Raw genomic sequence first — 25,339 nt, 5'->3', positions numbered from 1 at the left:
AGGTAATCTCTCTAATCTCATGTATAGAAAGCTCAAAAAGGATAGGTTGATATGTTAGATAAAAAATATAATCCTTTCACTTTGATTAGATCATACAAATTACAAACACTAAAAAAAGATTTCATTTCAGGAATCACTCTTTTTGTCATGCTGGTCCCCCAAGGAATGGCTTATGCGATGTTAGCGGGACTTCCACTAATAATGGGTCTATATGCATCAACCTTACCATTAATCATATATGCATTATTTGCTTCTTCTAGGCATTTATCCGTTGGGCCAACTGCTATAACCTCATTATTGGTTTTTTCAGGTGTATCTTTACTTGAAAAACCGGGCACCTATGAATATATCACTCTTGTAATCTTTTTAGCTTTGATGGTTGGGATTTTTCAACTTCTCTTAGCTGTGTTGAAAATGGGGATGATTGTAAACTATATTTCTCCGTCGGTTTTGGGAGGCTACACCTCTGCTGCTGCCATAATTATTGGATTAAGTCAATTAAAGCATTTATTGGGAATAACATTAGGAACTTACTTACAAATACACCTAATATTTATGGATTTAATCAATGCGATTCCGAAGATTCATTTTTTAACACTTTTGATTGGGGGATGCAGCATTGTATTTTTACTTGTACTAAAAAGAATAAATACTAGAATTCCGGGTGCGTTACTATTAATTGTTTTTTCCATTATAAGTGTCTATGCCTTTGATTTACATGAACGAGGTGTTCAAATTGTCAGAGGGGTACCAAGTGGCTTGCCTATTCCGGTTTTTCCAACAATTACGCTAGATGCAGTTAGGCAATTAATCCTTCCTGCACTTACCATTGCGCTATTAGGGTTTATGGAGTCACTTTCTATAGGAAAAACAATTGCAGAAAAAGAAGGTTATAAAATAAATCCTAATCGAGAGCTAACCGCTTTAGGATTTGCCAATTTTTTAGGGTCCTTTTTTCAAATATTACCAATTAATGGTAGTTTTTCAAGGAGTGCAGTAAACTATCAAAGTGGTGGAGTTACACAAATGGTATCCATATTTACAAGCGTACTTGTTATAATTGCCCTCCAATTTTTTACTACTTATTTTTATTATCTGCCTAATGCAGTATTAGCTGCAGTAATCATCGTAGCGGTCTATAAACTAATAGATTTCAAGCAAATAAGGAAATGGTTTAATATAAAGGCAATTGATGGTTGGAGCTGGTTAGTTACTTTTACTGCGACATTAGTTATTGGCATTCAATGGGGAATAGTTATTGGGGTTGTTTTTAATTTCAGCCTTTTATTAATTAAGATATCTAGACCTAGGCTCATAGAAATGGGATATTTAGAAAAGGAGAAAGTATTTCGAGATATAAAACGATTTCCAAATGCAAAAACGCGAGATGATTTGATTATTGCACGAATAGACTCTTCTATACATTTTTCAAATATTTCATATTTAGAGCATAAATTAAATGAGCTTATATTGATAAAACCTAATGCTAAATTAGTCATTGTTGATTTTTCAGGAGTAAATGATATAGATGCACACTCTTTTAAATCCTTAGAAGAAATGATAGAACAATTAAAACATGAAAAGGGGATTTCTATATACTTTGTCGGTATGAAAGGACCCATCAGAGATACGGCAGCAAAAGCAGGATGGACAAAGAAGTTTGCAAAAGAGCTAAGCTATATCTCTATATTACAATTACTTGAAGATAAACAAATAAAGTTTTATGCTCAACGGGAAAGTGGTGATTCTTTTCTATATATGAGGTGAAAGACTGTTCATCACTTGTGAAGAGAGTAAATAGTTATGAAGGCTTTAATCAAAACAGTATAATCTTCTTTTGTTTCCCTAGACGATGAGAAAACAAAAGATAAGAAAAATATAAATGATGATAAGCTTATAAACTTGAAGTAGATAACAAATAGGTAGTAGTGCAATTCAAAATAGATAAAGAATAAAAAAGCTGAGTGAGGTAAAATCTTATTCAGTTTTTTTGCGTAAATAAACATATGATGAAGATGGCCCTAAAAAAATTTGGACGGCCCTGTATACGAGCGAAAATGCTTTTTCATGCATATACTATCTTAATTAAAAGTCACGACTATATTGGAAAGGATGAGGGCAATGGTTAATCGTAAAAAACCGAAATATGAAGTTGGTGATACAGTCGTGATTACAATTTATGGAACGGTAGGGAAAGTAACAGATGTAAAATGGCTTGATGGTATGTATGTTTATGAAGTGAATAAAAGTGATGGTCTCTATTTGGAGTCAAGTTTACAGCCTCTTTCAGAGTTTGAAGGAGATGTAAGTGATAAGGAGCATGTAGATATTGAGTACCAATACTTTTTTGGGGACCTTGTCCAAGTGAAAGGATATGGTACTGAGATTTTTAAAGTAGTCGGCTTCCGTACCGAGATTTGGCGTTATAAAGAAGATGCATGGGAAGACGTCATTTATGAGTTATCTCGAATATCTGACGGAGAGTGGCTTGAGGCTGGTGAAGAGGAACTTTCCTTATTATCTGATGCCGAACAGGCTGACGAATTTATAGAAAAATTAGGGATGTTGTTTCTTATTAACCAACAAGCATTGAACGAAATAAAGAATTCTGAGGATGTTTGTTATCAAGATGTTGATTCAAATCTAATGGATCGTACTAACGAAGAGAAACAAATCATAGATGGTTTGCTAGACATATATAATGACTATTCTTTTTTGTACAACTTTTTTCAAGATGAAGAATATAAAAAAGCAATGAAAATCATCTTGAAAAAGCTAGAAACCATCACAACAAAAGTAAAAAAAGTTAATCTTACAAAAGATGAAACAGTTGAATAATTGCCACTGACATGACAGGAATGCCTACTAGTAAAACAGCGATGAATAAAAAATGTAATAATCGATCAAATAGTTGTAGACATTTTCCTTCTTCATTATTTATATCTTCTACAAAACGATCGCAGACTGCTGTGAATTTTTCCATCTAATCAACCTTTCAAAACTAGTGATAGAAAATATTTATGTACTTTTACTAGATTTAATGACAAAAGAATAAAAAAATATTTTTCTATTGAAATGTTGCATGTTTCATTAATGTGTCACATACAATTTGTACAAAGGGGGAGTCGCATATGAAGGAAATTGAAGTTTTTATTGATACTGAAGAAATTGCTGAATTTTTCTTTCATGAGTTGACTAAAAGAGGGTTCGTTCCTGTAGAGCAAGAAGTAGATGAATTAGCTGATATTACATTTGAATACTTAATCAAAAAGTGTATTATCGATGAAGATGTAAGTTTTGATTCGGAAGAGTAAGAAACAAGATAAACAAAAACCCAACCAACTATTCATGTTCCTTTATGGAGCTATAGTTGATTGGGTTTTTATATTTATACAAAGAATCTTTCTAATAGTTTATGACCTTCTATAAATGATTGTAGAAATGCATAATATCTATTCTCTTCTCTCCGCTCCAAGCTATTCGAAATAATTCCATCTACACCTAATAATTGCATTTGCTTGAACTGTGATGGGGTAACTATCGTCCAGGCATAGATCGTATATCCATAATGTTGTGCTTGTTGAATGAATGAATGTGTTAAATTCGTATAATGAATCGATAAAAAACTAATTTCTGTCTTATACGTATACATTTGAATAAGATTAATAGGCGCGGTTAAGACAAGGCCAATGGGAAAGTCAGGAGCGCGTTGTGTAAATTGCTGTAATGTATCAATATGAAAGGATTGGATTTGTAACATTTTTTCAGGGACACCAGCATTTACAGTTTGTTTTAGCAGAGTTGCCAATTGATCTACAATTTCTGGAGTTTCTGTGCCAGGTTTTATTTCTATTAACAGAACGATCTTTCCAGCAAACTCATCTAACACTTCTTGTAATAATGGAATTTTCTCTTCAGAAAAACGTTGACTGTACCAACCGCCCGCATTGAGTTTTTGTAACTCTGATACTGACATATTTCTCACTAAACCTTCACCATTTGTGGTCCGGTTAACAGATGAATCATGTATGACGACAATTTTTTTATCTTTACTTAAATGGATATCTAATTCGATAACATCAAAACCATTGTTTAGCGCAGAATGAAAGGCGGCCATTGTATTTTCAGGTGCTGAAGCAACGTCTCCACGATGTGCAATTTTTGTATAGTTTTTGTATGGGAATACCCAATGTAATGAGCTGCATATGATGGAAATACAAACAAACAACAAAAAGAATTTATGGAAGTGAATCTTCTCTCGTTTCAAATTATCCCTCCCTTTTGTACCACCACTATGTTTAATACTAGTTTATGAAAGAAAAATAAAATTGTAAGCGTTTTCATAATAAAATTTCTCTTTAATCGACAAAAATAGGCGAATTTCTTTGAAGGAAATAAACGTAGAAAAAGCTAATATATTGTTTAAAATAATCATTTATTGGAGGGGTATATATGATCAAGACTTTTGTAAAACCAAGAACAAAAGAATATGATGTTACCATTTTTCAAACTCCAAAATATAGAGAAACTCGGGGCTATCGAGAAGTTTATCGAACACTTATTGAAGGTGCAAATCATGAAGAATGTTTATCAACTGTATTTAAGCAATTTAATGTCCTTGATCGCATGCCGTTTGATTTCCAAGGGAGGTTTTTATCAACGGGAGATATTTTATATATTGATGAAGGGAGAAGGGGGCAATATTATTATCAATTAAAGTCGGGTGGTTGGGCCTTAGTGAACCGAATAATGGTTAGGTAATAAAATGTTTGTTCATATTTATCTATATGAATGGTATGTAGTGAAAAACTTAGCTTCCCCTTTTCATTTCCATCATCACTCATCCTATGCTATATTTTAGATAATGAACGATTAATAGATGGAGGAATATGATGAGTGTACATATTGGAGCAAAAGAACATGAAATTGCAGAAACAGTTTTACTACCAGGTGATCCATTAAGGGCAAAATATATTGCAGAAAACTTTTTAGAAGATGTAAAGTGCTATAATGAAGTCCGCAATATGTTTGGTTATACAGGCACTTATAAAGGTAAAAGAATATCTGTTCAAGGTACTGGAATGGGCGTTCCTTCCCTTTCTATTTATGTGAACGAACTGATTAATAGTTATAATGTAAAAAACTTGATCCGTGTTGGTACATGCGGAGCCATCCAAAAAGATGTAAAAGTAAGAGATGTGATCCTTGCGATGACTGCTTCCACGGACTCACAAATGAATCGTTTAACTTTTGGTGGAGTTGATTATGCACCTGCAGCTGATTTCGATCTATTGCGCAAAGCTTATGATAGTGGGGTAAGTAAAGGGTTGGAATTGAAGGTTGGGAATGTTTTTACAGCTGATATGTTCTACAATGATAATGCTGAACATGAAAAATGGGCACAGTACCAAATTCTTGCTATCGAAATGGAAACAGCAGCACTTTATACGTTAGCAGCTAAGCATGCAAGAAAAGCTCTTTCTGTCCTTACAGTGAGTGATCATATTATTACTGGTGAAGAAACTACATCCGAAGAAAGACAAACGACTTTTAACGAAATGATTGAAGTAGCATTAGAAGCAGCAATTTCATAAATCGTACATGTTAGCGAGTGATTATTTTTTCATAGTCACTCGCTTTTCTTTTGCCTTAAGGTAAAAGTTAAAGCAGATGTACATCCGTATGAAGGGAAGTATTTTATGAAGACATCTTTTCTAAGAATTGTTATTTCCCTCGTTTCTCTAGTGGTTCTGTAGCTACTTTAAGTGGTCCTCTTCTCATTTGTTATTGGTAGAATCACTAATAGTAAGGTTCATAGACTATGCCTTTCTCTTCTTTCGCAATTTATTATATAAAGTGTTATGATAGACGTTGACATAAAGAAAGAGAATAGGGGAAAAGTAATGAAGAAAGTACTTGCAGGAACAGTTACAGTTGCTCTTTTTCTTGGAGGCTGCAGTCAATTAGATCCTTATTTAGAAAAAATACCTTTTCTATCTAATTCGGAACCAACTTCAGTAGATGAGCCTGTAGAAAAAGAAGAGGACAATCAGCAAGAAACAGAAAACAATCCAACTGAACAACCTCCCGAACAAGATGAACAAAATGAAGATGACCTAACATTAGCTTCTCAATTTTTTAATCAAATTGAAGATGTGGATGGAAAACCAACAATAGCAAACCCAACAAACTTGATGGTAATGGTGAATAAAGACTTTGCTTTACCGGCAGATTATGCTCCTGAAGATCTTGTTCGTGCAGATGTTGAATATTCTTTCGGAGATCAAGATATTGAAAAAAGTTACCTTAGAAAAGAAGCCGCAGATGCATTAGAAGAATTATTCTCTGCAGCTAAAAAAGAAAAAATAGCGTTATTTGCTGTTTCGGGGTATCGTTCATATGATCGGCAGGAAGCAGTTTTCCAAGCAGAGGTAAATAGCGTAGGTGAGGAAAAAGCTTCAGAAGCAGTTGCTCTACCTGGAAGTAGTGAACATCAAACAGGATTAGCGATGGATATTTCAAGTCCTTCAGTCGATTACACGTTAACTCAAGATTACGAAGATACAACAGAAGGTAAATGGCTAAAAGAGAATGCACATAAGTACGGCTTTATTTTACGTTATCCAAAAGGTAAAGAAGAAATAACAGGATACAAATTTGAACCTTGGCATTTTCGCTATGTTGGAAAAGAAGCAGCGAAAGTCATTTTTGAGAAAGATCTAACATTAGAAGAATACTTTGAGTCTGTAAAAGAAATTTAAGTACGCTTCTTCATAAAAATGTACCAAAAAGCGATTAATGGAATAATAGGGAAAAGAAAAAAGTATTGAAAAAAATGATCAATACGAAATAAATAACAACTCAATGGCAGGAATAAAACGAAACTTAATAATGCTTGAACATAAGAATGATTAAATATTCCTGAGATAAGAAAGATAATAGATAAAGCAAAACAGCACCATAGTAATATACCAGGAATCATGCATTCATTCTCCTTTCATCATTTATGTAATGATTATGTGGGGTTTGGGGAAATTAGAAGTGAACAAATGAGATTCACTTTGTAGAAGAAGACTTTCCCCATTTAATCGATACATAATAAAAGAAGCTTGAATTCTTGAGATGAAAGGAATACATAAGAAAAATCTTCCTCTTTTCCAAAGAAATAAGATATAATTTTCATTACAGTAGTACAGTTATTGATACCGATAACGCCAATAAAGAATCTTAAACTTGAGTAAGCATCACAGCTTACAGTGATGAAAGTGGTGAAAGGGTTGTCTAATGAAGTAAATAATGATGAAGAAAAACAGGAAGTAAAGGATAAGCCTAAGCTAATAAAAATGAAGTTATTCCCGTTTATTATGCTTGTATTCATCCTCGTTTTTGTTACAGCTGGAATCACCACATTAGCATTGTCTTTCGGTGATGAGAAGGCCGTAAATGTAGGAACGAATGAAAGAAGTGAATTTTCAAAGTTATATAAAGCCTATGATTCCTTGAACGAAAATTATTTCCAAGAAATTGATTCGGGTGAATTAATTAATGGAGCTATCAATGGGATGCTAGATTCTCTAGATGATCCATATTCTGATTATATGAATGAAGATGAAGCTGCTAATTTCCATCAAAGCATCTCCTCTTCTTTTGAAGGAATTGGCGCTGAAATTACAGAACAAGACGGACAAATTGTCATTGTTTCACCATTAAAAGGTTCACCTGCAGAAGATGCTGGTCTACAACCAAATGACCAAATTGTCTCTGTTGATGGCAAGAGCTTGCAAGGAATGAGTTCTTCAGAAGCTGTCCTATTAATAAGAGGCGAAAAAGGTTCCAAAGTAGAACTGGAAATTGCTCGTGGTGGTAACAGTGAACCGATGAATGTAACAATTACGAGAGATACAATTCCTCTTGAAACGGTATATGGCGAAATGTTAGAAGATGATATCGCCAAAGTTCAGATCACTTCTTTTTCTGAAAATACAGCGCAAGAACTCGTTGATGTATTAAATGATTTAGAGGAAAAAGGGATGAAGGGTCTAGTTTTAGATTTAAGACAAAACCCTGGCGGATTATTAGATCAAGCAATTGAAATTTCGAGCTTGTTTGTACCTGAAGGCGAAATTTTATTCCAAATTGAAGATCGTAATGGGAATAGGGAGGCCGTGCAAGCTCCTAATGGCAAGCAAATGGAGACGCCTCTAGTAGTAGTTATTGATGAAGGTAGTGCTAGTGCTTCTGAGATATTAGCAGCTGCCGTTCATGAATCAGCTGATGTAAGTCTAGTCGGTAAAAAGTCATTTGGTAAAGGAACTGTACAACGTGCTCAAGATTTTACTGACGGCTCAAATATGAAATTTACAACAGAAAAATGGTTAACGCCAGATGCAAATTGGATTCATGAAAAAGGTATTGAGCCTGATTATGAAGTTTCCTTGCCTGAATATGCTTCCTTGCCTTATATTAATCCTGAGAAACCATTAAAAAAATCGGAATCATCAAGTCAAATTAAGGCAGCACAGCAGATGTTAGAGGCACTGGAATATGAGCTTGATAAAAATGATGGATTCTTTGATGAAGAGACAGAAGCTGCAGTGAAAGCATTCCAAAAGGATAATGAATTGGATGAAACTGGAGTCATTGAAGGTGAAACAACCGTGAAACTAATGGAAGCTTTACGTGAAAAGCTTCTAGAGAACGATACTCAAATCAAAAAAGCAATAGAAGTTTTAAAAGAAGAAATGAAAAAATAACTCATTCTAGCTTCTATACAACATGTGAAAATCGTTTAAGCGACCATAACCCTTTAATTTATAAGGGTTATGGTCGTTTCTTTTTTTAATCAAAATCAACAATTGATATGCTTCTTTTTTTTGTGAGATGTTAGTTTTGACAGTTAATTTTAAGACTGAGAAAGAATATGATGAGTTTACGCTTCATTGAAAGACAAATTATGTGAAACGCCTCGCAAAAGAGGGTTTACTTGTCATTTAGATAGCCCGAGATTAGCACTAAATAGAAAATAGCAAACGGAGGCTTTAGTTGTTGAGCTTTAATATAAATTTAAAATATTTATTTCGCTTGACGAATTTATTTAAAAAAGACTGATGTTTTTTTAAAGGTTTTATGGTAAATTAGCAATATTCTAAAATTGTATAGAAGATGGAAAGAAGGATGTGTGATGCACGAAACGAGTGAATTAAGTAACGATAAGGAGGAAAGTAGAAGTAAGCGTCTCATGCTGGCAGTTATTCTCGGATTGTTATCTGCTTTTGGGCCATTATCCTTGGATATGTATCTTCCGGCATTACCTAATCTAGCAGATGATCTGCAAACAAGTGCATCCTATGCACAATTAAGCTTAACAGCATGTATGGTTGGTTTAGCTTTAGGACAAATTTTTGCCGGGCCAATTAGTGATATGGTTGGCCGTAAGCGCCCGTTAATATTTGGACTTATTTTATACTGTCTCATTTCAGTTGCCTGCATGGCCTCTCCAAACATTGAATTATTCATCATATTAAGGTTTATTCAGGGATTAGCCGGGGCTGTAGGAATTGTTATATCAAGAGCCGTAGTTCGAGATTTATACAGTGGTACACAATTAACTAAATTTTTTGCCACACTTAGTTTAATAAACGGGGCAGCCCCTATTTTAGCACCCGTTTTTGGTGGCCAACTATTAACGATTACCTCTTGGAGAGGAGTATTTTTTGTTTTAACATTAATCGGGTTTCTTAGCTTATTACTGGTTATCTTTTCATTACAAGAAAGTTTGTCTGTTGAGAAGAGGTTAAATGGAGGCGTTTTTGTTTCCTTTAGCCGTTTCGGAAAAATCGTAAAAGACCGTAAATTTATGGGATACGCTTTATCTCAAGGTTTTGTTGGTGCTGCAATGTTTGCTTATATTTCTGGATCTCCCTTTGTATTGCAAAATATTTATGGTCTTTCTCCGCAAATGTTTAGTGTTTGTTTTGCAATAAATGGAATTGGCATTATTTTAGGCAGTCAATTAACGGGAAAACTTTCAGAGCGAATACATGAGGGAATTTTATTAGTAGGTGGATTGATGATTGCTTTAGTTGGAGGGGTTACATTACTTCTAAGTGAAATTTTCCATCTAGGTATTTGGGGTGTTCTAATTCCGTTATTTTTAGTTGTTTCTGCTGTTGGAGTAGTTAATACATCAACTTTTTCCTTGGCAATGGCTTCACAAGGTGAAAATGCTGGTAGTGCTTCGGCCTTAATTGGCTTAATGACGTTCTTGCTTGGTGGTATGGCCGCTCCGTTAGTTGGAATAGCTGGTGAATCTTCTTCATGGCCAATGGCATTTATTATTGCTATTGCAGAAATCTTAGCTCTATTATCTTATTTGTTTCTAGTTAAAGGGCGGATTGTAAAAGAATAGAAAGGATAACCAACATGATTAAACGATTACAAGATTATTATAATCAGTTTCATCGCACGATATGGATTTTACTAGTTGGTACAATCTTATCTCGTGGGGCAGCATTTATGACGTTGCCTTTTTTATCTATATATTTAGTCAATCAGGACTATCCTTCGTTTTTAATCGGCCTCATTATCGGGATGGGTCCATTAATGTCGACAATAGGTGGTTTTATAGGGGGCCATTTATCTGACCAATTTGGAAGAAAGCCGATTATGCTTGTTGCATTAATAGGTACAGCAGGCGCTTATTTTGGCTTTGCTTTGTCCTCCTCAGCTATTGCTTTTTTGCTACTCAATGCTTTACTGGGTTTGTGTAATTCCTTTTTTGAACCAACTGCACAAGCATTGATGGCCGATTTAACAAAAAAGGAACAAAGAATGAAAGTATTTTCCTTAAGATATGTCGCCATTAATATTGGGGCAGCTGTTGGCCCATTAATCGGGGCTGTATTAGCATTAACAAATGCGACTCTCACTTTTTATATTACTGGTGGTATTTATTTAGCATATATGCTCATTTTATTGTTTACGATTCAGCCTGTTCCTCGTTTGGAGAATAAAGAAAATGTTACTTTGCCTGTTGCCTTTCACATTGTTAGGAGGGATAGGTCGCTATTGTATTATATTCTAGGTGGTATTTTACTTGCGATAGGTTATTCGCAAATGGATTCTAACTTACCACAACACTTTGATAATCGATTGGAGAATGGAGTCGTCATTTATTCATTTCTTTTATCCATTAATGCCATCCTTGTAATTATATTACAATTACCTTTTGCAAAACTGATGGAAAAGGTTCGCCCTTTAAAATCTATGATTATTGGTTCGGCTCTTGTAGCTATTGGGTTATTCTTTTTTGCTATATCCACTCATTGGATAATGGCAGTTATCGGTGTAATCTTATTCACCTTTGGAGAAATATTATCGTTTCCAGCAAGTAGTATATTAATTGATCAATTAGCTTCAGAGGAATTACGTGGCACGTATTTTGGTGCTGCTCAGTTCAGGAATACAGGAAGTTTTATAGGCCCAATGATTGGTGGATACTTGATTGGTATCAGCGGGGGAACGATTGCCTTCTTTGTGATAGCCGTCATTTGTTTATGTAGCATCATTTTCTTTTCAGCAGGAATTAAAAAAGAAGTGATTGTGACAGTTGAAAAGAAATTAAGTTGATAAGCACCGAACAAACTAACAACACGCGTTATATGGGTTGTTAGTTTGTTCTTTTTTTATGAGAAACCGCTCTTACTCTAGGAAGGAAAAAATGTAAAAAACTATTTCCTCTTTTTTAAAGTATAAAGTTGTTCATCTATCCCTACAATGAATGAATAAGGAAAAATAAGGAGGATGAACCGTGAGAAAATATGTCATCATTTTGTTAGCTTTACTATTAGCAGCATGTTCATCTGGCATATCTGAGAAAGATAACCGTCAAAAGGAGAAGAGAACAACATGGAACAATTCAGAACCAAAAACATTTTTACTTGTTGGTGTTGATTCTAGAGGAGAAACAGATTCAAGATCTGATACAATTATGTTAGCTCGGTATGAACCAAAAGAAGAAAGAGTTAAACTAGTCTCTATTATGCGTGATAGCTATGTAGAAATTCCGAATTATGAAAAAGGATACCATAAATTGAATCATGCCTATTTTTTAGGAGGAACGGAATTACTTTCACAAACAATCGAAGAAAATTTTCAAATAAATATTGATCATTCAGTTGTCATTGACTTTAAAGGATTTGCAAATATCCTAAATACTGTTGCTCCAAATGGACTGGAAGTTGATGTTCCTGCAGCAATGATTGAAGATATGAATATGAACATTGAGCCAGGTAAAAACTTTTTGAATGGTGAGCAACTATTAGATTACGTTCGATTTCGTCATGATGATGAATACGATTATGGAAGAGTAAAGCGACAACAGGAAGTGCTTGCTTTATTAAAGGAAGAACTAAAAAACCATATGACATCTATTGAAGGAATCGCCAAATCACCTGAAATGATGAAAATGATTATGGCAAATGTTGATACAGATTTACATATTGATCAGATGTTTGCGATGGCGACCTCTGTATTATTGAATCCAATAACAGATATAGAGACAATGCGGATTCCGGTAGACGATTCATTTGTTGACAAAAATTCTCCACATGCTGGCGCTGTGTTAGATATGGATTATGAAGAAAATATCTCCGCTCTCAGGCAGTTTTTCAAAGAGAAGAATGTCACGGAGGTCAATGGGCGACCGTAATATTTGTGCCATTCTCTTCTATCCTTTACAATGGTTCAATGAAAGAGGTGGTTTCCATGAGGCAGATTGTTCAAATGAATGATAATATGAAGAAGGAGGTCGTTCAGGTCGAACAAACTTGTGAAATGTTAATCGCTGAAATGCTAAGACATTACAAACAACATGAACACTTGGTGATTGAATTCATTCGCTGTAAAAAAGGAAAAGAAGCACAACATGATCAATGTTTAGAAAGCGACTACCAATCTTTTATTGAAGTAGGATTAGAAGAAGAGGATGAATATTTCCCACATGGTTATATTCCCGTATGGAAATGTAAGCAAGAAGAGTTCCAAAAAATAGGTTATATCACCGACGATACGTATGAAATAATAAAAAACAAACTCAGTAATATGATTGAAGAGACAATTGCAGAATAGACTTTAAGGGGAAAAAATAAACATGAGTACAGAGATCTATATATTAGCTGGATTTTTAGGGAGTGGAAAGACAACACTGTTAAAGCAGTTGCTACAGGATGAAAAAGAGAACGGTAGAAAAGTGGCTGTTTTAATGAATGAATTAGGAAAAGTATCAATTGATTCAGATGCAATAGATGAGGACATTCCATTAAAAGAATTATTGGATGGCTGCATTTGTTGTACCATTCAAGACAAATTAGAAGGACAGTTACAAGGTTTATTAACGCTTGAAAAACCAGATGTCATCTATATCGAAGCGACAGGAGCAGCACATCCAGTGGAAGTCTTAGATGCTGTGCTTTCACCACTTTTTGCTAACTCAATTGTCCCTAAAGGTATTATTTCAATCCTTGATAGTGCAAGATGGCTACACAGAAAACAATTGACACCGCAAGTGCTACAGCTTTTAGTTGAACAAATTAGACATGCAGATTGCCTACTTGTTAATAAAATTGACTTGTTATCTGAAGATGAACAAGCAAATGTCATCCAAGAAGTTCAAAGTATTAATTCGACAGCTTTTACATTGTTAACAAAAAATGCAAAAGTACCAATTAAACGAATAAGAGAATTGTCCTTACTGCCGAAAGAAAAACAATCTAGCAGCAGGATTGGCACAGATTTACATTTGAGCACCTTTGTTTATCAATTTAAAGGAGCTGTAGATCGCTCTGCTTTTGAGGATTTTTTGAGGGAATTACCTGACACGCTCTATCGAATGAAGGGATATATTAAGTTCTCATCTTTAGCCTATCCACAGCTTTTCCAATTTTCATACGGGATGCCTGTATATTTTCAAGAAGATATGAATATTCCTTTAAACATGGTATTCATCGGAGAAAATATTGATTGGGATAAAATCGAAAGCGGACTACAATCTCTAGAAAAACCAAAAGAATAAATTGATTAAAAATAAACTGAGTAGGATTTTGTTCTTACTCAGTTTTTTTGTGGAATACAGTCCAAGCCTTTAGCTGTTAACAAGTTCTAGAAGCTACTCTGTTATTGTTTTTCATATGGACAAATCCATCCAAAAGTTACTATACATATAAATGCTCATCTTTAGGCAAACTTTACGATGAAACCTAATAAAGAAGAGTGATAAAAGATGAAAAAGTTGAGCATTGTCTCCCTGTTTTTAATGCTTTATTTAGTGTCCCCTATAAAGATGTATAGTATGGTGGATGATGAAATTGGATTACCTATCCAGATGTTGCCTTGGAAAGAAGCGAAAGAACATTTACCGAAGTTTAAGAAGTTTACCGTGCTAGATGTCGATACTGGTAAGCGATTTGATGTCCAACGAAGAGCTGGTAGTGAGCATGCAGATGTTCAACCATTAACGAAAGAAGATACAAAGACAATGAAGGAAATTTATAATGGAAAATGGAGTTGGAAGCGAAGAGCAATTATCGTCATTAGTGATGGAGAATGGATTGCTGCTTCCATGCACGGGATGCCACACGGGGCAGGTGCTTTATCGAATAATTTTCCAGGTCATTTTTGTATTCATTTTTTTGGTAGTACGACACATCGTACCAATTCAATGGATTTATCTCATAAATTGATGATTCTCAAAGCTGCAGGTAAACTTGATGAGTATATGGCAATATCTGATCCGGAAAAAGTATCAGCTGCCTTTATAGCAGGCTTGAAACAACAAGATGCTTATCTCCTGTCTCTTGTCGCATTAAACAAGATAGATGACAAAGCGATTCGTTCGATTGAAAATGTAAAGTTAACTTCAATTGGTCACTTAGAGAAAGGAAATACTGCATTAGTAGTTAATCTTCCCATTCAAGTGGATTGGTATATAAAGAATAAAGGCAAGAAGAGCTATCGGGGTTCCATTCGTTTAGTAAGATTCTCTCCACTTGATCCATGGCAGGTCGATGCTAAGAATTTTTTGTTGAAAAATCGCATTTGACTTTAAATGAGATAGGGAAATAACAAGATAAAAAAAGCGTTCTTAATCGTATCGATTTTGAACGCTTTCTTCATTACTACACCCTTATTTTTTATTGGTTTTCTCCAAACTTAATAAAAGTTTTTTCATCTTCTATTAGGCCACATGCACCGCATTGAATTCTTACTGTTGGACCATTATATTTTAAATGGAAAGCAGTTAAATTTTCTGCTGCGTATTCTTCCAGTACAGAGCCTGATTGTGGATCAAGCTTAACTGAACGCGGATGTTGTTCAATAATATTAAAGCGTGAACGATTAGTTTTACATGATGGACAGCAATATGGTGTAGTCATAGACTAGCCCCTTCCTATTAATGAATTACTTTTATTTTTAACGTTCAATTGAAATTTATGTATGAATCAAGTAGATTCAATATGAGAGGAGTGAATTAAAATGAATAGTAAGGATCTTTTACAAAGCTACCGTTCATTATGGAAAAATAGAGCACTGGCAACAGATGAAGAAAATCCGGATATTGTGTTAATGATAGCAATAGAAAAAGAATTAAGAGATGAAAATGCTCACCCACGAGTAAGAAAAGATAAACAAAAAAAGTTAATTGCTGCGATTAAAAGAATTATTGACTCCTCACTTTCTTCTGATATGAAAGTCGCACTCATTGATATACATTTTGAAATTTTCGATACACTCGATTGAAGGTTTTCACACTTTTAACACAACCATCCGGTATCCTTGAGTTATAAAAACATTAAAACTGGGGAGAAACTTTATATGCGTTATTACAAGGCGTTCATATTTTTCTTACTGATTTCTTCTTTCTTAACTGGTTGTAGACAAGAAGAATTCACTAATATACCAGCTGAGCGGGATATTGCGATAACAGTAAATATTAAGGAGATGAGCCTATCATTTATAGACATACAGGCGCAAAAAAACATTGGTTCATGGAAGGTCAATAAAGCATACACAGGAGGAAGTGTACTATCAGATGGCGACACTCTGTTACTGTATGGTGAAAAGTTAAACACCATTGATCTTTATTCATTATCTAAAGGGGAACTGATTCATCAGTGGACAATTGGTGAGGGTGTTGTAGATGTTGAGGAACTAAGACCTGATACAATAGTTGCTTTAGATGAAAGAAAAAATAGCGTCCGTTTTTTTAATAGTAATGGAGAAGAAACGAGTCATATTGATATCTTTGATCGACCACTCGAGATGAAACATGATGAAGCTCGGGATGAACTCATCATTATAGGGTTTGATGAAAATCTTCTTACAAGTATTGATTTGGAAAGAATGGAAATAAAAGAAAACTATGAAATACATACACATGCAACAGGTTTGTTCCCATTAGATAACGAAATATGGGTTGGTGGACATGGTGAAGGATTAGATATTGAAAAATATGTACATGTTTATGATAGAGAGACCGGAAAAGCATTAAGAAAAATTAGTGTTCCTTCGATGCCAGTCGATTTTACCAAAGCTGATGAGTCGATATTTGTTGTGAGCCATGGAACCAATTTGCTGTATAAGTTAAATGAGGCTGGTGAAGTAATAGGTGAAATGAGCGTAACAGCCAACCCTTTCACAATTGAAACCTTTAGCGATATAGTATTAGTCGCAGGGTATGATAGCTCTGAGTTACAATTTATCGATTCAGAAACAATAAAACTGAAAGGATCAGTAGATGTAGGCGAAGGTCCGTTTCAAATTTTGCTTAGGGAGAACGAGGATTCATGAGAAAAGTAAATATATTAATTATTGATGATGAACCAGATATGAGAACATTGATTGAGATGTATTTGGAGAATTCGGGATTTAAATGCTTTACAGCAGAGAGTGGTGAAGAGGGCTACATGATATTGAAGGAAGCTGAAATTGATTTAGTCATTTTAGATATTATGATGCCAAATGAAGATGGATATGAAGTTTGTCAAAGAATACGTACTAATTCAGATATTCCAATCATTTTTCTTTCGGCAAAAGGAGAAGAATGGGATAAAGTGAAGGGGCTACAATTAGGCGGGGACGATTATATTGTTAAACCACTTAGTCCAGGAGAGCTTGTTGCTAGAATACATGCAGTCCTTCGGAGATCTGGAAAAGTGAAACAAGAATCAGAGCAAATAAAAATAGGAAAGTTATCAATAGATAAAAAAGCGCGGAGAGTCCTTGTCGAAGAGGAAAAAATATCTTTAACATTAAAAGAGTTTGAAATGCTTTCTTATTTAATTCAACATGTTAACCAGGCTCTTTCAAGGGAGCAGCTCCTTGAACATGTGTGGGGAATTGAATATGATGGTAGCCTACGAACGGTTGATACCCATATTAAAACATTAAGGATGAAATTAGGTATAGCAGATTACATTCAAACCGTATGGGGGGTAGGTTATAAACTAGAGGTACCAGACAAATGAAGTACCTTACCGACACATTAGCCAAAAAGTTATGGTTAACGGTGACGATAGCGATACTTATCACAATTGTTTATTCCTACATATTATCTTATCTGTTTTATGAGAAATTATATGTCGAAAATGTAGAAGATACATTATTAGAAGAAGGATTAGCCTTAGCGTCTGATTACAAAGGTGGAGAAATAAGTACAGACTTAAAGGAAAAAGTAGCTTGGTACAATGATAAATCAGAAACCGATATCATCATGGTAGATAATGCTAGGGAATTGAGCGCATGCTTTCCATTTGAAATGAAATATGATTCGCTCATTAACGGAGAAGAACGAGAGCAATTATTAAAAGGAAATCCAATTTACAAAACGGGTTTTGAAGAAAGGTTTGATACTCGTATTATGGGTGTCATTATCCCGTTATTAGATGATAATCGTCTCGCTGGTATTATATATGTTTATTTACCGTTAGAGAAAATTTCTGATATTACACAGGATTTCGCTTATCTTTGGATGCTTGCCGCGTTCATCTTTCTTCTATTCGCCATTATGACAGGTACTTTCCTCATTAAAAGAATGACTAGCCCGTTAATGGAAATGAAGTTAGCAGCTGAACAAGTGTCTAGAGGGAATTACAATGTGCAACTATCGACAAATCAACAAGATGAAATTGGTGAACTGGCTAGTGCTTTTAATTCAATGGCCACATCTATTCAAAAAGAAGATGATAGAAAGAGAGAATTTCTTGCTAATGTGTCTCATGAATTAAGAACACCGATTAGTTATGTCAAAGGATATAGTGATGCACTAAAGTCAGGTCTTGTAACAAATGAAGAAGATCACGAAAAATACCTTGCACTCATTTATCGGGAAGCAACTCGGATGGAGAGACTTGTCGGTGATTTATTAGATTTGTCAAAACTTGAAACTGATGACTATCGTTTGGTGAAGGCGCCAATACCCCTAGCCCAGCTTTTGGAAGATGTCGTGCAAAAGTATAGTCCGCGAATTAAAAGAAAAGGCTTATCTATAGAAGTAGATCTTGATCCTGATATCATTATTATTGCAGATGAAGGAAGAATCGAACAAATTATGCAAAATATTTTTGATAACGCGATTAGATATACTGATGAGGGCACATTACTACTTGATCTTTTCCAAACAGAAGATGGCTGTTGTATTCAATTGGAAGACTCTGGGATTGGGATACCTGAAGAAGACTTAGATAAAATCCGGCAAAGATTTTACCGAGTGAATAAAGCAAGGACAAGAGCTGATGGAGGTACAGGGCTTGGGTTAGCTATTGTGGAGAAACTCGTACATTTACATGAAGGGCGCTTGCTTATTCAAAGTGAATACAATATTGGGACAACGATACAAATTATACTTCCGATGGTAAATGATCATTAATTTTTAAAGGCTACTCTTTCTATAAGAAGAAGAGTGGCCTTTTATATAGAAGGATAGGGATGTATTTCCCTTCCTCTTCAATAGGCAAATGAAAATAGGTTTATATGCTACAAACCGCCTTATATCAAGGTTTTAAGGCTTTGATATCATTTCATTATAGTTGCATAATAATTATCACGAATGTTACCTTCATGTAATAAACGTAAAAGAGAAAAAGGCTTTTTTAAGTTGTCAAGTATAGTATTCTAGTATATAAATGGAAACACGATAGTGTCATTACCAATTAATGATAAAAAAACCTATTCTCTAAAAATCAAACAAACCTACTAATCATAACGTTTTTTCTTTCTATTTTTAGATAGAACCATACAAGAATAATTCATTGCTATTTCCTCCCAAAAATATTACAAAAAAACCTATGATATGATTATGTCACAGCAAGAAACAACAAAAAACATCCATTAGGGAGGAAATAGATTATGAGTAAGAAAGTTATTTTTTCAGTAGCGGCAGCAGCTGCATTACTAGTATCAGCACCAGGTTTAAACAAGGCAGAAGCGGCAGAGCCAGCTCAAGTAAAAGTAGATACAAAGGCTTTTGTCTATCAAACTTCTAATATGTTAAACCAAGATTATATTAATAAAGTGATGCAAGATTGCATCGGTAAATATAATGTAAATTGGAATCAAGAGGATATTCAAAATATCTTAAGTCAAGCGAAAGAAAAAGCACAAGCAGCATTAGAACAAGGTAAAGCGCATGCAGCACAACCAGAGCAAGCGGAACAGCCAGCTGAAGAAGCAGCACAACCGGAAAAACAACCTGCTAAAGAAGCAGCACAACCGGAAAAACAACCAGCTGAAGAAGTAGCACAACCAGAAAAACAACCAGCTGAAGAAGCAGCACAACCAGAAAAACAACCAGAGCAAGAAGTAACTGAAGAAGAACAAGCACCATCAGAAGAAGCTTCATCTGAAGTTAGTGCATATGAACAACAAGTACTTGATTTAACAAATAAAGAGCGTGCAAATGCTGGTCTTCCTGCATTAAAACTTGATGTGGAGCTTAGTAAGGTAGCGCGTGAAAAATCTCGTGATATGCAAGCAAAAGGGTATTTCGATCATAACAGCCCAACATATGGTTCTCCATTTGATATGATGAAACAATTTGGTATTTCTTATACTTCAGCAGGTGAAAACATTGCCCAAGGTCAACAAACACCAGAAGAAGTAGTACAAGCTTGGATGAATAGCCAAGGTCACCGTGAAAACATTCTTAACTCTAGCTATACTCACCTTGGAGTAGGTTATGTTGAGAACGGTAATTACTGGACTCAAATGTTCATCGGTAAATAATCATCGGATAAATATGCTTAAATTATCCTTCAAGATGAGCAACACCTGTATCATATGATGCAGACGTTGCTCATCTTTTTCTTATTCCTCTATAAAACAAATGCATATTCAGACTTTATGATTTGACTTATTGTAGCAAAGTGAGGTTTATTTATGAATATCTACCAATATAGTTTGAGTTTATGTGCATGAATTTGATGGATACCAAATTAATTTTTACAACCATCTGATTACAACTATATACCGGACGGCTTATTCATCCAATTCTGATTAAATTTCCAAATCGTTCTAATTAAATGATATAATGTATAAATAAAGAGTAATTAAACATCGGAGTGAATGGTTTGAAGGATTTTTTATTTAATAATGAACAGCGATTTGGTGAATCGCTTCCTGAACAAATTGCCAAATACATATTAACGAAAATCATGGAAGGTTCTTATATTCCTGGAGATAAAATTATTGAAGAGAAAATAGCAGAGGAGCTAAAAACAAGCAGAGCTCCAGTGAGAGAAGCATTATATTTACTTCAAGTAGACAATATTGTCGAGCGTATTCATCGAAAAGGGACAGTTGTAAAATCCTTTACGACAGAAGATATTAAAGAATATACACATGTCATGGTTGGACTCATTCAAATGGCACTAGATATGACTTCGAATCGATGGCATGATGAAACGAAAGATACGTTAAAATTAAAACTCAATGCTGTGGAAGAAGCGTTCCTTGCAGGTGATCTCATTGGTTATCAAATGAAATCCACGGGTTTAACAACATTCTTTTTTGAAGTGGCGAATAATAAAGCACTATCTAAATTTTATTATGAATCTGTTTATATATTAACGGTGTTTGCCCAAGTGAAATGGACAATGAATACGATGAATCGTTTTCATCCGAAAATGAAATTAATTACCAAAAATCTAATGGAAAATAAGATTACTGAAGCGAAGGATGTAGTTCCAGCTCTTTTATTAGAAACGTTAGAATAAGGATGCCACTTTTTGGGCATCCTATTATAGCAAACAAAATTGTCGACAATATACAATTTTAGTAGTATGATTATTTTGTATGAAACAAAAGGGAGGAATATCAGATGAATTTTGCCAACAAAGTAGTACTAATTACAGGTGCCGCAGGTGGTATTGGAATAGCAGCAGCTAAAGCTTTTGCTAAAGAAGGTGCTAAGCTCGCACTAGTAGATTTATCTAAAGAAGCATTAGAAAAGGCTGCTGCTTCTATTGATGCTGAGGAGATTTTACTGTTATCAGCTGATGTAACAAAAGAAGAAGATGTAAAGAAATATGTTGAAGATACGCAACAAGCATTTGGTCGTATCGATACATTTATAAATAACGCTGGAATCAATGGCGATTTTGCCATCTTAGATGAGCAAACAAAGAAAAATTTTGATGCAGTATTTGGTGTAAATGTTTACGGTGCGTTTTTAGGATTAAAATATGTTTTACCTGTGATGAAAGCTCAAAAAGGTGGGGCAATCGTTAATACGGCTTCAAACGGTGGTTTATTAGGTGCACCAGGTATGGGACTTTATGTTGCATCTAAACATGCGGTAATCGGGTTAAACAAAACGGCTGCATTAGAAGCGGCAGATTATGGTGTCAGAGTAAATGCGGTTGCACCATCTGGTGTAGATACACAAATGATGAGATCCATTGAAGCAAACGCCATGCCTGAACAAACAGAGAATGCACGTACACAATTTGAAAGCTCTGTACCAATGAAAAGATATGCAACAGCTGAGGAAATTGCCGATCTAATGGTATTTTTATCATCAGAAAAAGCTTCATTTATTTCAGGTTCATATTATCGTATCGATGGTGGACAAGGTGCTACATCGGTTTAATTTGTAAATAAACTTACGCGAAAGCATATCATCACGAGTGGTGTTACAGTGATTGGCTATGTAGATGTCAAGGCATGCAGTGAAAAATGTGCAAACGTTGTCATTGCTGATATGAGCGTAAAGATGGGTAAAGCTTACTTACGGTTCAATCTGTAACAGTTGACGGTGGATATACTGTTACTTAAATAACATATACGGTGAAAAGGTCTTTGTATTATTTATGGCTTTTTCACCGTTTTTTTATTATGACTATTCCCTCATGTGAATTTCTGCCGCTGCACGAATACCTGACTCGATTGCTCCTTCAATCCAACCAGGGAATAAGGATGTATGCTCCCCAGCAAAATGAAGTTTGCCTGAGGGTTTACTTACCTCCTCACCGAAATGTTTTTGTTGACCTGGTGCATATAACGTGAAACAACCTGCAGAAAATGAATTTCTGCTCCAATTAAATGTAAAGGTTCTAAGGTATTCTTTATAGACAATATTGCCATATACTTCACTTAAGCATTTCAAGACTTCCCTCGTAATAACTGATTGTGACAAACTATTCCATAATAAAGCGTCACTGCCCCAACTATAGCTTGCAAGTAAAACCGCTGGTGCATCATTATTTACTCTACTTGGAATATAGCTAAAACGAATCGGTAAATCAGTTATGACATGACCAAAGTTGTACCTTTCCCAAAAAGGGCTACTAAACTCAATTCCAATTTTCATAGAAGAAATGTTTTGCAATTCTCTAATTGCCTGCCATTTTTTTTGACTAATGCTATTTTTGGGTAGTAAATCTATAAATTGAAGTGTAGTAAACGGTAAGGTAATAAGACAATAATCGCCTGTATACGTTTTAAATGTATGTTGATATGTATCATGTACGTATATATTTACTTTATTACTACTTTGTTTGATTCTTTCTATTTTTTGATTGTAAAATAGGTTCGATGCTAATTCCATTTGAAAGGAATAGGGAAGTTGATCATTCCCACCTCTTATTTCAAAATATTGGATATCAGGTTGAAAGAGTGGGGAGAGAACACTAGATAAAATCGACATAAATGATAATTCTTGAAACCCTTCAATACCTAAGAGAATACTAATTAATCTGATCGCATTTGAAGATAAAGGCGTTGCTAAAGGGTTAAACTTTAAAAAATCGACAATTGAATATTTGTCGTATTCTGAGATCATTTTTTTCTTTTCTTCTTCTGTACTATTATTATAGAGAGTGATAAATGGCTCTACGGCATCTTGTAATAGTGTAAAGGCTGTCTTTCCTTGCTCATTTTTATTTAAATGAAAATCAAGTAAGTTTGGATTTTCTTCGTATTGTTTTCTTGAAATCTTCCTATTATTAATATAAATAATATCGTTTGGATGACTATTAATAAAACGGGATAATGGCAATTGAAACTTTTCTATATATTGTAATACGAGTTTATGTGTATGAGGAATTCTCATCGCACCCATATCAAGATAATTTCCATTTGTAAAAGGGGACCTAAGCGTGTAGATTCTACCCCCTATACGGTTATTCCCTTCTAGAACAGTGACAGTATGACCCGCTTGTTTAAGGAGTGAGGCTGAAACTAATCCAGCCATGCCTGCACCTGCAATTAAGACTTTCTTCTTTCTTTTTTTTATATTTGGTAATCCATTTTTGATGATTGAAAGCATGTCGTTAGGGTATTCAGGTAGTAACATAATATTCCCCTCCTAACTAATGGTCATCGACATGTATTTCAGATAATTGCCGGTCAATCAACTTATAAAGTTGGATTTCTAAAATGGCATCTTGGTAGTCTGCTTTAGCGCCTTTTTTATTTACAAGAGTCGGTAATGTAATAAGTGTTTGGTCACTGTCTTTTGGAATATGTTCGAGAATGAGTTGATTGGTTGTATGATACATTTTTAATTGCTTTAACCATTCTCGTTTTTGGATTTCTATTCGCACAAAAACATATTTATGTGTCTCCAAGACACGAAATCTTAATTTACTTTGTGATGGACTATTTTCTGTTGTATGTTGAGTTTCTTCTTGTTTTTGCTCGTTTGAATATTGAAGGTCATTCGGAAAGACTTTTCCGAGCATCCCTTGTACATACTCATTGACTTCTTTTTGGTTTAATTTTTCGAATTTGGACTTCATTTCTTTATTAAATGGGAATTGATTCCAAGGGAACATACACTTTTCACCCTTCCAAAAAAAGAGATGATCTTTCCGATGATGATAATCGCCTATTCATTAATTTATGCAACATTTCTATTTTCGTTAAAAAAACATCAATTCAAAACACTTGCAACATTACTTTATAGTGATTAGTATTAAAATTAAATAATAATTTTAAAAATTCTAACTAAAAGGGGTTGTTTTGTGAATACAAAGACAGCGTTAATTACTGGTGGGTCAACCGGTATCGGTAGCAGTATTGCTTGGAAAGTAGCAGAGCAAAATGTAAATGTGATTATTAATTATAGACATAGTGAACAAAAAGCAATTGAACTTTGTGAGGCCCTTACTAACAAATATGGGACAAAAAATATTGCCATTAAAGCAGATATTACGAATGAAGATGAATGTAATCATCTCATACAGCAATCATTAGTGAAAACAGATTCAATTGATATCTTGATACATAACGCGGGCCCATATATTCATGAAAAAAAGAAAATGATTGAATACTCTTTAGATGAATGGTCTTATTTAATAAATGGAAATCTACAAGCTTTATTTATATTAGGAAAAGCCATCATTCCACTCATGAGAAAGGGGAAGTGGGGGAGAATCATAACAATAGGTTTTGATCGCGCTGAAACTGCCCCAGGATGGATGTATCGTTCGGCTTTTGCTGCAGCAAAATCAGGTGTAGTCTCATTAACAAAGACGCTTGCCTTAGAAGAAGCAGAAAATGGCATAACAGTAAATATGGTTTGTCCAGGGGATATTATTGGCAAGTGGAAAGAGAGTGATATAGACGATGCCTGTACAGTAAAAGATGATCGAACTCCTGTCGGGCGCCCTGGCACAGGGGAGGATGTGGCGAGGGTGATTGCTTTTCTTATTGAACCTGCATCTAGTTTTATCACGGGTAGTGTCATTCCCATAACTGGAGCAAAAGATGTGTTAGGAAAAAACCTTCATCAATAAGCATGTCTCCGATTCTTATCACATATATTGTTAAAAAGACTGTGGGAGAG

26 protein-coding genes are annotated in these 25,339 nt (G+C 34.7%); 21 read left to right on the top strand and 5 right to left on the bottom strand.

Translation table 11 applies throughout. The features are described from left to right. The first annotated feature begins 51 nt into the window (after positions 1 to 51). Positions 52 to 1,767 carry a sulfate permease gene (gene sulP / locus MKX67_RS13970; RefSeq protein ID WP_322909518.1) on the top strand — a complete coding sequence of 572 codons (1,716 nt, stop codon included), beginning with the start codon at positions 52 to 54 and terminating at the stop codon, positions 1,765 to 1,767. Positions 1,768 to 2,121: 354 nt separating this feature from the next. Further along, the gene (locus MKX67_RS13965) at positions 2,122 to 2,838 is read left to right on the top strand and encodes a hypothetical protein (RefSeq protein WP_095372895.1); all 717 of its coding nucleotides are present in this window, start codon (positions 2,122 to 2,124) and stop codon (positions 2,836 to 2,838) included. Here MKX67_RS13965 and MKX67_RS13960 read toward each other — a convergent pair. Continuing rightward, positions 2,813 to 2,983, bottom strand: coding sequence for a hypothetical protein (locus MKX67_RS13960; RefSeq protein ID WP_157733954.1), 171 nt, complete (start codon positions 2,981 to 2,983; stop codon positions 2,813 to 2,815). The genes MKX67_RS13965 and MKX67_RS13960 overlap by 26 nt on opposite strands. Positions 2,984 to 3,131: 148 nt before the next feature. On the opposite strand from MKX67_RS13960, the gene MKX67_RS13955 reads away from it, so the two are divergent. Further along, positions 3,132 to 3,314 (top strand): YozD family protein, encoded by a 183-nt coding sequence (locus MKX67_RS13955; RefSeq protein WP_095372896.1) that lies wholly within the window; start codon positions 3,132 to 3,134, stop codon positions 3,312 to 3,314. 74 nt (positions 3,315 to 3,388) lie between these two features. On the opposite strand, the gene MKX67_RS13950 is transcribed toward MKX67_RS13955, so the two are convergent. Continuing rightward, positions 3,389 to 4,267, bottom strand: coding sequence for a glycerophosphodiester phosphodiesterase family protein (locus tag MKX67_RS13950; protein WP_095372897.1), 879 nt, complete (start codon positions 4,265 to 4,267; stop codon positions 3,389 to 3,391). Between the two features lie 185 nt (positions 4,268 to 4,452). On the opposite strand from MKX67_RS13950, the gene MKX67_RS13945 reads away from it, so the two are divergent. The 10 genes from MKX67_RS13945 (at position 4,453) to MKX67_RS13900 (ending at position 15,097) form a co-directional block, all read left to right on the top strand. After that, entirely contained in the window at positions 4,453 to 4,761 is a 309-nt protein-coding gene (locus MKX67_RS13945; RefSeq protein WP_095372898.1) for a YodL domain-containing protein, read from the top strand. A 131-nt stretch (positions 4,762 to 4,892) separates the two neighbouring features. Further along, a complete protein-coding gene (gene deoD, locus MKX67_RS13940; RefSeq protein WP_095372899.1) occupies positions 4,893 to 5,594 on the top strand; it encodes a purine-nucleoside phosphorylase in 702 nt (233 codons plus the stop codon). A 309-nt stretch (positions 5,595 to 5,903) separates the two neighbouring features. Then, positions 5,904 to 6,761: a M15 family metallopeptidase gene (locus MKX67_RS13935; RefSeq protein WP_095372900.1), complete on the top strand. Its 858-nt coding sequence runs from the start codon at positions 5,904 to 5,906 to the stop codon at positions 6,759 to 6,761. Between the two features lie 498 nt (positions 6,762 to 7,259). Further along, on the top strand, positions 7,260 to 8,753 hold the full coding sequence (locus tag MKX67_RS13930; protein WP_095372902.1) for a S41 family peptidase: 1,494 nt from the start codon (positions 7,260 to 7,262) through the stop codon (positions 8,751 to 8,753). A 428-nt stretch (positions 8,754 to 9,181) separates the two neighbouring features. Beyond that, positions 9,182 to 10,408, top strand: a complete 1,227-nt coding sequence (locus MKX67_RS13925) for a multidrug effflux MFS transporter (RefSeq protein ID WP_095372903.1) — start codon at positions 9,182 to 9,184, stop codon at positions 10,406 to 10,408. A gap of 14 nt (positions 10,409 to 10,422) precedes the next feature. Next, the gene (locus MKX67_RS13920; RefSeq protein WP_095372904.1) at positions 10,423 to 11,628 is read left to right on the top strand and encodes an MFS transporter; all 1,206 of its coding nucleotides are present in this window, start codon (positions 10,423 to 10,425) and stop codon (positions 11,626 to 11,628) included. Positions 11,629 to 11,809: 181 nt separating this feature from the next. Further along, positions 11,810 to 12,709, top strand: a complete 900-nt coding sequence (locus MKX67_RS13915) for an LCP family protein (protein WP_342488361.1) — start codon at positions 11,810 to 11,812, stop codon at positions 12,707 to 12,709. A 56-nt stretch (positions 12,710 to 12,765) separates the two neighbouring features. Beyond that, the gene (locus MKX67_RS13910; RefSeq protein WP_307313291.1) at positions 12,766 to 13,128 is read left to right on the top strand and encodes a hypothetical protein; all 363 of its coding nucleotides are present in this window, start codon (positions 12,766 to 12,768) and stop codon (positions 13,126 to 13,128) included. Between the two features lie 22 nt (positions 13,129 to 13,150). Beyond that, the gene (locus tag MKX67_RS13905) at positions 13,151 to 14,071 is read left to right on the top strand and encodes a GTP-binding protein (RefSeq protein ID WP_307313294.1); all 921 of its coding nucleotides are present in this window, start codon (positions 13,151 to 13,153) and stop codon (positions 14,069 to 14,071) included. 207 nt (positions 14,072 to 14,278) lie between these two features. Next, positions 14,279 to 15,097, top strand: a complete 819-nt coding sequence (locus MKX67_RS13900) for a hypothetical protein (RefSeq protein WP_322909516.1) — start codon at positions 14,279 to 14,281, stop codon at positions 15,095 to 15,097. A 91-nt stretch (positions 15,098 to 15,188) separates the two neighbouring features. Here MKX67_RS13900 and MKX67_RS13895 read toward each other — a convergent pair whose 3' ends face one another. Continuing rightward, entirely contained in the window at positions 15,189 to 15,431 is a 243-nt protein-coding gene (locus MKX67_RS13895; protein ID WP_095372909.1) for a DNA alkylation repair protein, read from the bottom strand. 100 nt (positions 15,432 to 15,531) lie between these two features. Here MKX67_RS13895 and MKX67_RS13890 point away from each other — a divergent pair, with 100 nt between their 5' ends. The 7 genes from MKX67_RS13890 to MKX67_RS13860 all read left to right on the top strand — a co-directional run bounded on the left by MKX67_RS13890 (position 15,532) and on the right by MKX67_RS13860 (position 22,141). Continuing rightward, positions 15,532 to 15,795, top strand: coding sequence for a hypothetical protein (locus tag MKX67_RS13890; protein ID WP_322909515.1), 264 nt, complete (start codon positions 15,532 to 15,534; stop codon positions 15,793 to 15,795). Between the two features lie 75 nt (positions 15,796 to 15,870). After that, positions 15,871 to 16,845, top strand: coding sequence for a WD40 repeat domain-containing protein (locus MKX67_RS13885; protein WP_322909514.1), 975 nt, complete (start codon positions 15,871 to 15,873; stop codon positions 16,843 to 16,845). Continuing rightward, positions 16,842 to 17,522, top strand: a complete 681-nt coding sequence (locus tag MKX67_RS13880) for a response regulator transcription factor (protein WP_322909513.1) — start codon at positions 16,842 to 16,844, stop codon at positions 17,520 to 17,522. Before MKX67_RS13885 ends, MKX67_RS13880 begins: the two co-directional genes overlap by 4 nt. Continuing rightward, positions 17,519 to 18,922, top strand: a complete 1,404-nt coding sequence (locus MKX67_RS13875; RefSeq protein WP_322909512.1) for a HAMP domain-containing sensor histidine kinase — start codon at positions 17,519 to 17,521, stop codon at positions 18,920 to 18,922. The genes MKX67_RS13880 and MKX67_RS13875 overlap by 4 nt, the downstream gene beginning before the upstream one ends. 479 nt (positions 18,923 to 19,401) lie before the next feature. Then, a complete protein-coding gene (locus MKX67_RS13870; RefSeq protein WP_322909511.1) occupies positions 19,402 to 20,277 on the top strand; it encodes a CAP domain-containing protein in 876 nt (291 codons plus the stop codon). 344 nt (positions 20,278 to 20,621) lie between these two features. Further along, entirely contained in the window at positions 20,622 to 21,266 is a 645-nt protein-coding gene (locus tag MKX67_RS13865) for a GntR family transcriptional regulator (protein WP_251161828.1), read from the top strand. Positions 21,267 to 21,370: 104 nt separating this feature from the next. Further along, complete coding sequence (locus MKX67_RS13860) at positions 21,371 to 22,141, top strand: SDR family NAD(P)-dependent oxidoreductase (protein WP_224937579.1); 771 nt, start codon at positions 21,371 to 21,373, stop codon at positions 22,139 to 22,141. A gap of 249 nt (positions 22,142 to 22,390) precedes the next feature. Here MKX67_RS13860 and MKX67_RS13855 read toward each other — a convergent pair whose 3' ends face one another. Together MKX67_RS13855 and MKX67_RS13850 are read right to left on the bottom strand one after the other, a co-directional pair. Beyond that, positions 22,391 to 23,845 carry a flavin monoamine oxidase family protein gene (locus tag MKX67_RS13855; protein WP_342488355.1) on the bottom strand — a complete coding sequence of 485 codons (1,455 nt, stop codon included), beginning with the start codon at positions 23,843 to 23,845 and terminating at the stop codon, positions 22,391 to 22,393. A gap of 16 nt (positions 23,846 to 23,861) precedes the next feature. Further along, complete coding sequence (locus MKX67_RS13850) at positions 23,862 to 24,326, bottom strand: Hsp20/alpha crystallin family protein (RefSeq protein WP_307313313.1); 465 nt, start codon at positions 24,324 to 24,326, stop codon at positions 23,862 to 23,864. A 189-nt stretch (positions 24,327 to 24,515) separates the two neighbouring features. Between MKX67_RS13850 and MKX67_RS13845 the strand changes: the two genes are divergently transcribed. After that, entirely contained in the window at positions 24,516 to 25,289 is a 774-nt protein-coding gene (locus MKX67_RS13845; protein ID WP_322909509.1) for an SDR family oxidoreductase, read from the top strand. Positions 25,290 to 25,339 lie beyond the last annotated feature (50 nt).

Origin of the sequence: Cytobacillus sp. FSL W7-1323 (assembly GCF_038595015.1) — a bacterium.
Lineage (GTDB): Bacteria > Bacillota > Bacilli > Bacillales > Cytobacillaceae > Cytobacillus > Cytobacillus kochii.
Note: the sequence above shows the minus strand (reverse complement) of the source record. Positions and strands in the feature narration are given on the sequence as shown.

What these genes read in the sequence shown, in the direction of transcription:
- deoD (WP_095372899.1), top strand. Translation starts at nt 4,893, where the DNA reads ATGAGTGTACATATTGGAGCAAAAGAACATGAAATTGCAGAAACAGTT.
- MKX67_RS13905 (WP_307313294.1), top strand. Translation starts at nt 13,151, where the DNA reads ATGAGTACAGAGATCTATATATTAGCTGGATTTTTAGGGAGTGGAAAG.
- MKX67_RS13860 (WP_224937579.1), top strand. Translation starts at nt 21,371, where the DNA reads ATGAATTTTGCCAACAAAGTAGTACTAATTACAGGTGCCGCAGGTGGT.
- MKX67_RS13885 (WP_322909514.1), top strand. Translation starts at nt 15,871, where the DNA reads ATGCGTTATTACAAGGCGTTCATATTTTTCTTACTGATTTCTTCTTTC.
- MKX67_RS13925 (WP_095372903.1), top strand. Translation starts at nt 9,182, where the DNA reads ATGCACGAAACGAGTGAATTAAGTAACGATAAGGAGGAAAGTAGAAGT.
- MKX67_RS13910 (WP_307313291.1), top strand. Translation starts at nt 12,766, where the DNA reads ATGAGGCAGATTGTTCAAATGAATGATAATATGAAGAAGGAGGTCGTT.
- MKX67_RS13945 (WP_095372898.1), top strand. Translation starts at nt 4,453, where the DNA reads ATGATCAAGACTTTTGTAAAACCAAGAACAAAAGAATATGATGTTACC.
- MKX67_RS13955 (WP_095372896.1), top strand. Translation starts at nt 3,132, where the DNA reads ATGAAGGAAATTGAAGTTTTTATTGATACTGAAGAAATTGCTGAATTT.
- MKX67_RS13960 (WP_157733954.1), bottom strand. Translation starts at nt 2,983, where the DNA reads ATGGAAAAATTCACAGCAGTCTGCGATCGTTTTGTAGAAGATATAAAT.
- MKX67_RS13930 (WP_095372902.1), top strand. Translation starts at nt 7,260, where the DNA reads ATGAAAGTGGTGAAAGGGTTGTCTAATGAAGTAAATAATGATGAAGAA.
- MKX67_RS13880 (WP_322909513.1), top strand. Translation starts at nt 16,842, where the DNA reads ATGAGAAAAGTAAATATATTAATTATTGATGATGAACCAGATATGAGA.
- MKX67_RS13855 (WP_342488355.1), bottom strand. Translation starts at nt 23,845, where the DNA reads ATGTTACTACCTGAATACCCTAACGACATGCTTTCAATCATCAAAAAT.
- MKX67_RS13875 (WP_322909512.1), top strand. Translation starts at nt 17,519, where the DNA reads ATGAAGTACCTTACCGACACATTAGCCAAAAAGTTATGGTTAACGGTG.
- MKX67_RS13920 (WP_095372904.1), top strand. Translation starts at nt 10,423, where the DNA reads ATGATTAAACGATTACAAGATTATTATAATCAGTTTCATCGCACGATA.
- MKX67_RS13870 (WP_322909511.1), top strand. Translation starts at nt 19,402, where the DNA reads ATGAGTAAGAAAGTTATTTTTTCAGTAGCGGCAGCAGCTGCATTACTA.
- sulP (WP_322909518.1), top strand. Translation starts at nt 52, where the DNA reads ATGTTAGATAAAAAATATAATCCTTTCACTTTGATTAGATCATACAAA.
- MKX67_RS13895 (WP_095372909.1), bottom strand. Translation starts at nt 15,431, where the DNA reads ATGACTACACCATATTGCTGTCCATCATGTAAAACTAATCGTTCACGC.
- MKX67_RS13890 (WP_322909515.1), top strand. Translation starts at nt 15,532, where the DNA reads ATGAATAGTAAGGATCTTTTACAAAGCTACCGTTCATTATGGAAAAAT.
- MKX67_RS13900 (WP_322909516.1), top strand. Translation starts at nt 14,279, where the DNA reads ATGAAAAAGTTGAGCATTGTCTCCCTGTTTTTAATGCTTTATTTAGTG.
- MKX67_RS13850 (WP_307313313.1), bottom strand. Translation starts at nt 24,326, where the DNA reads ATGTTCCCTTGGAATCAATTCCCATTTAATAAAGAAATGAAGTCCAAA.
- MKX67_RS13935 (WP_095372900.1), top strand. Translation starts at nt 5,904, where the DNA reads ATGAAGAAAGTACTTGCAGGAACAGTTACAGTTGCTCTTTTTCTTGGA.
- MKX67_RS13965 (WP_095372895.1), top strand. Translation starts at nt 2,122, where the DNA reads ATGGTTAATCGTAAAAAACCGAAATATGAAGTTGGTGATACAGTCGTG.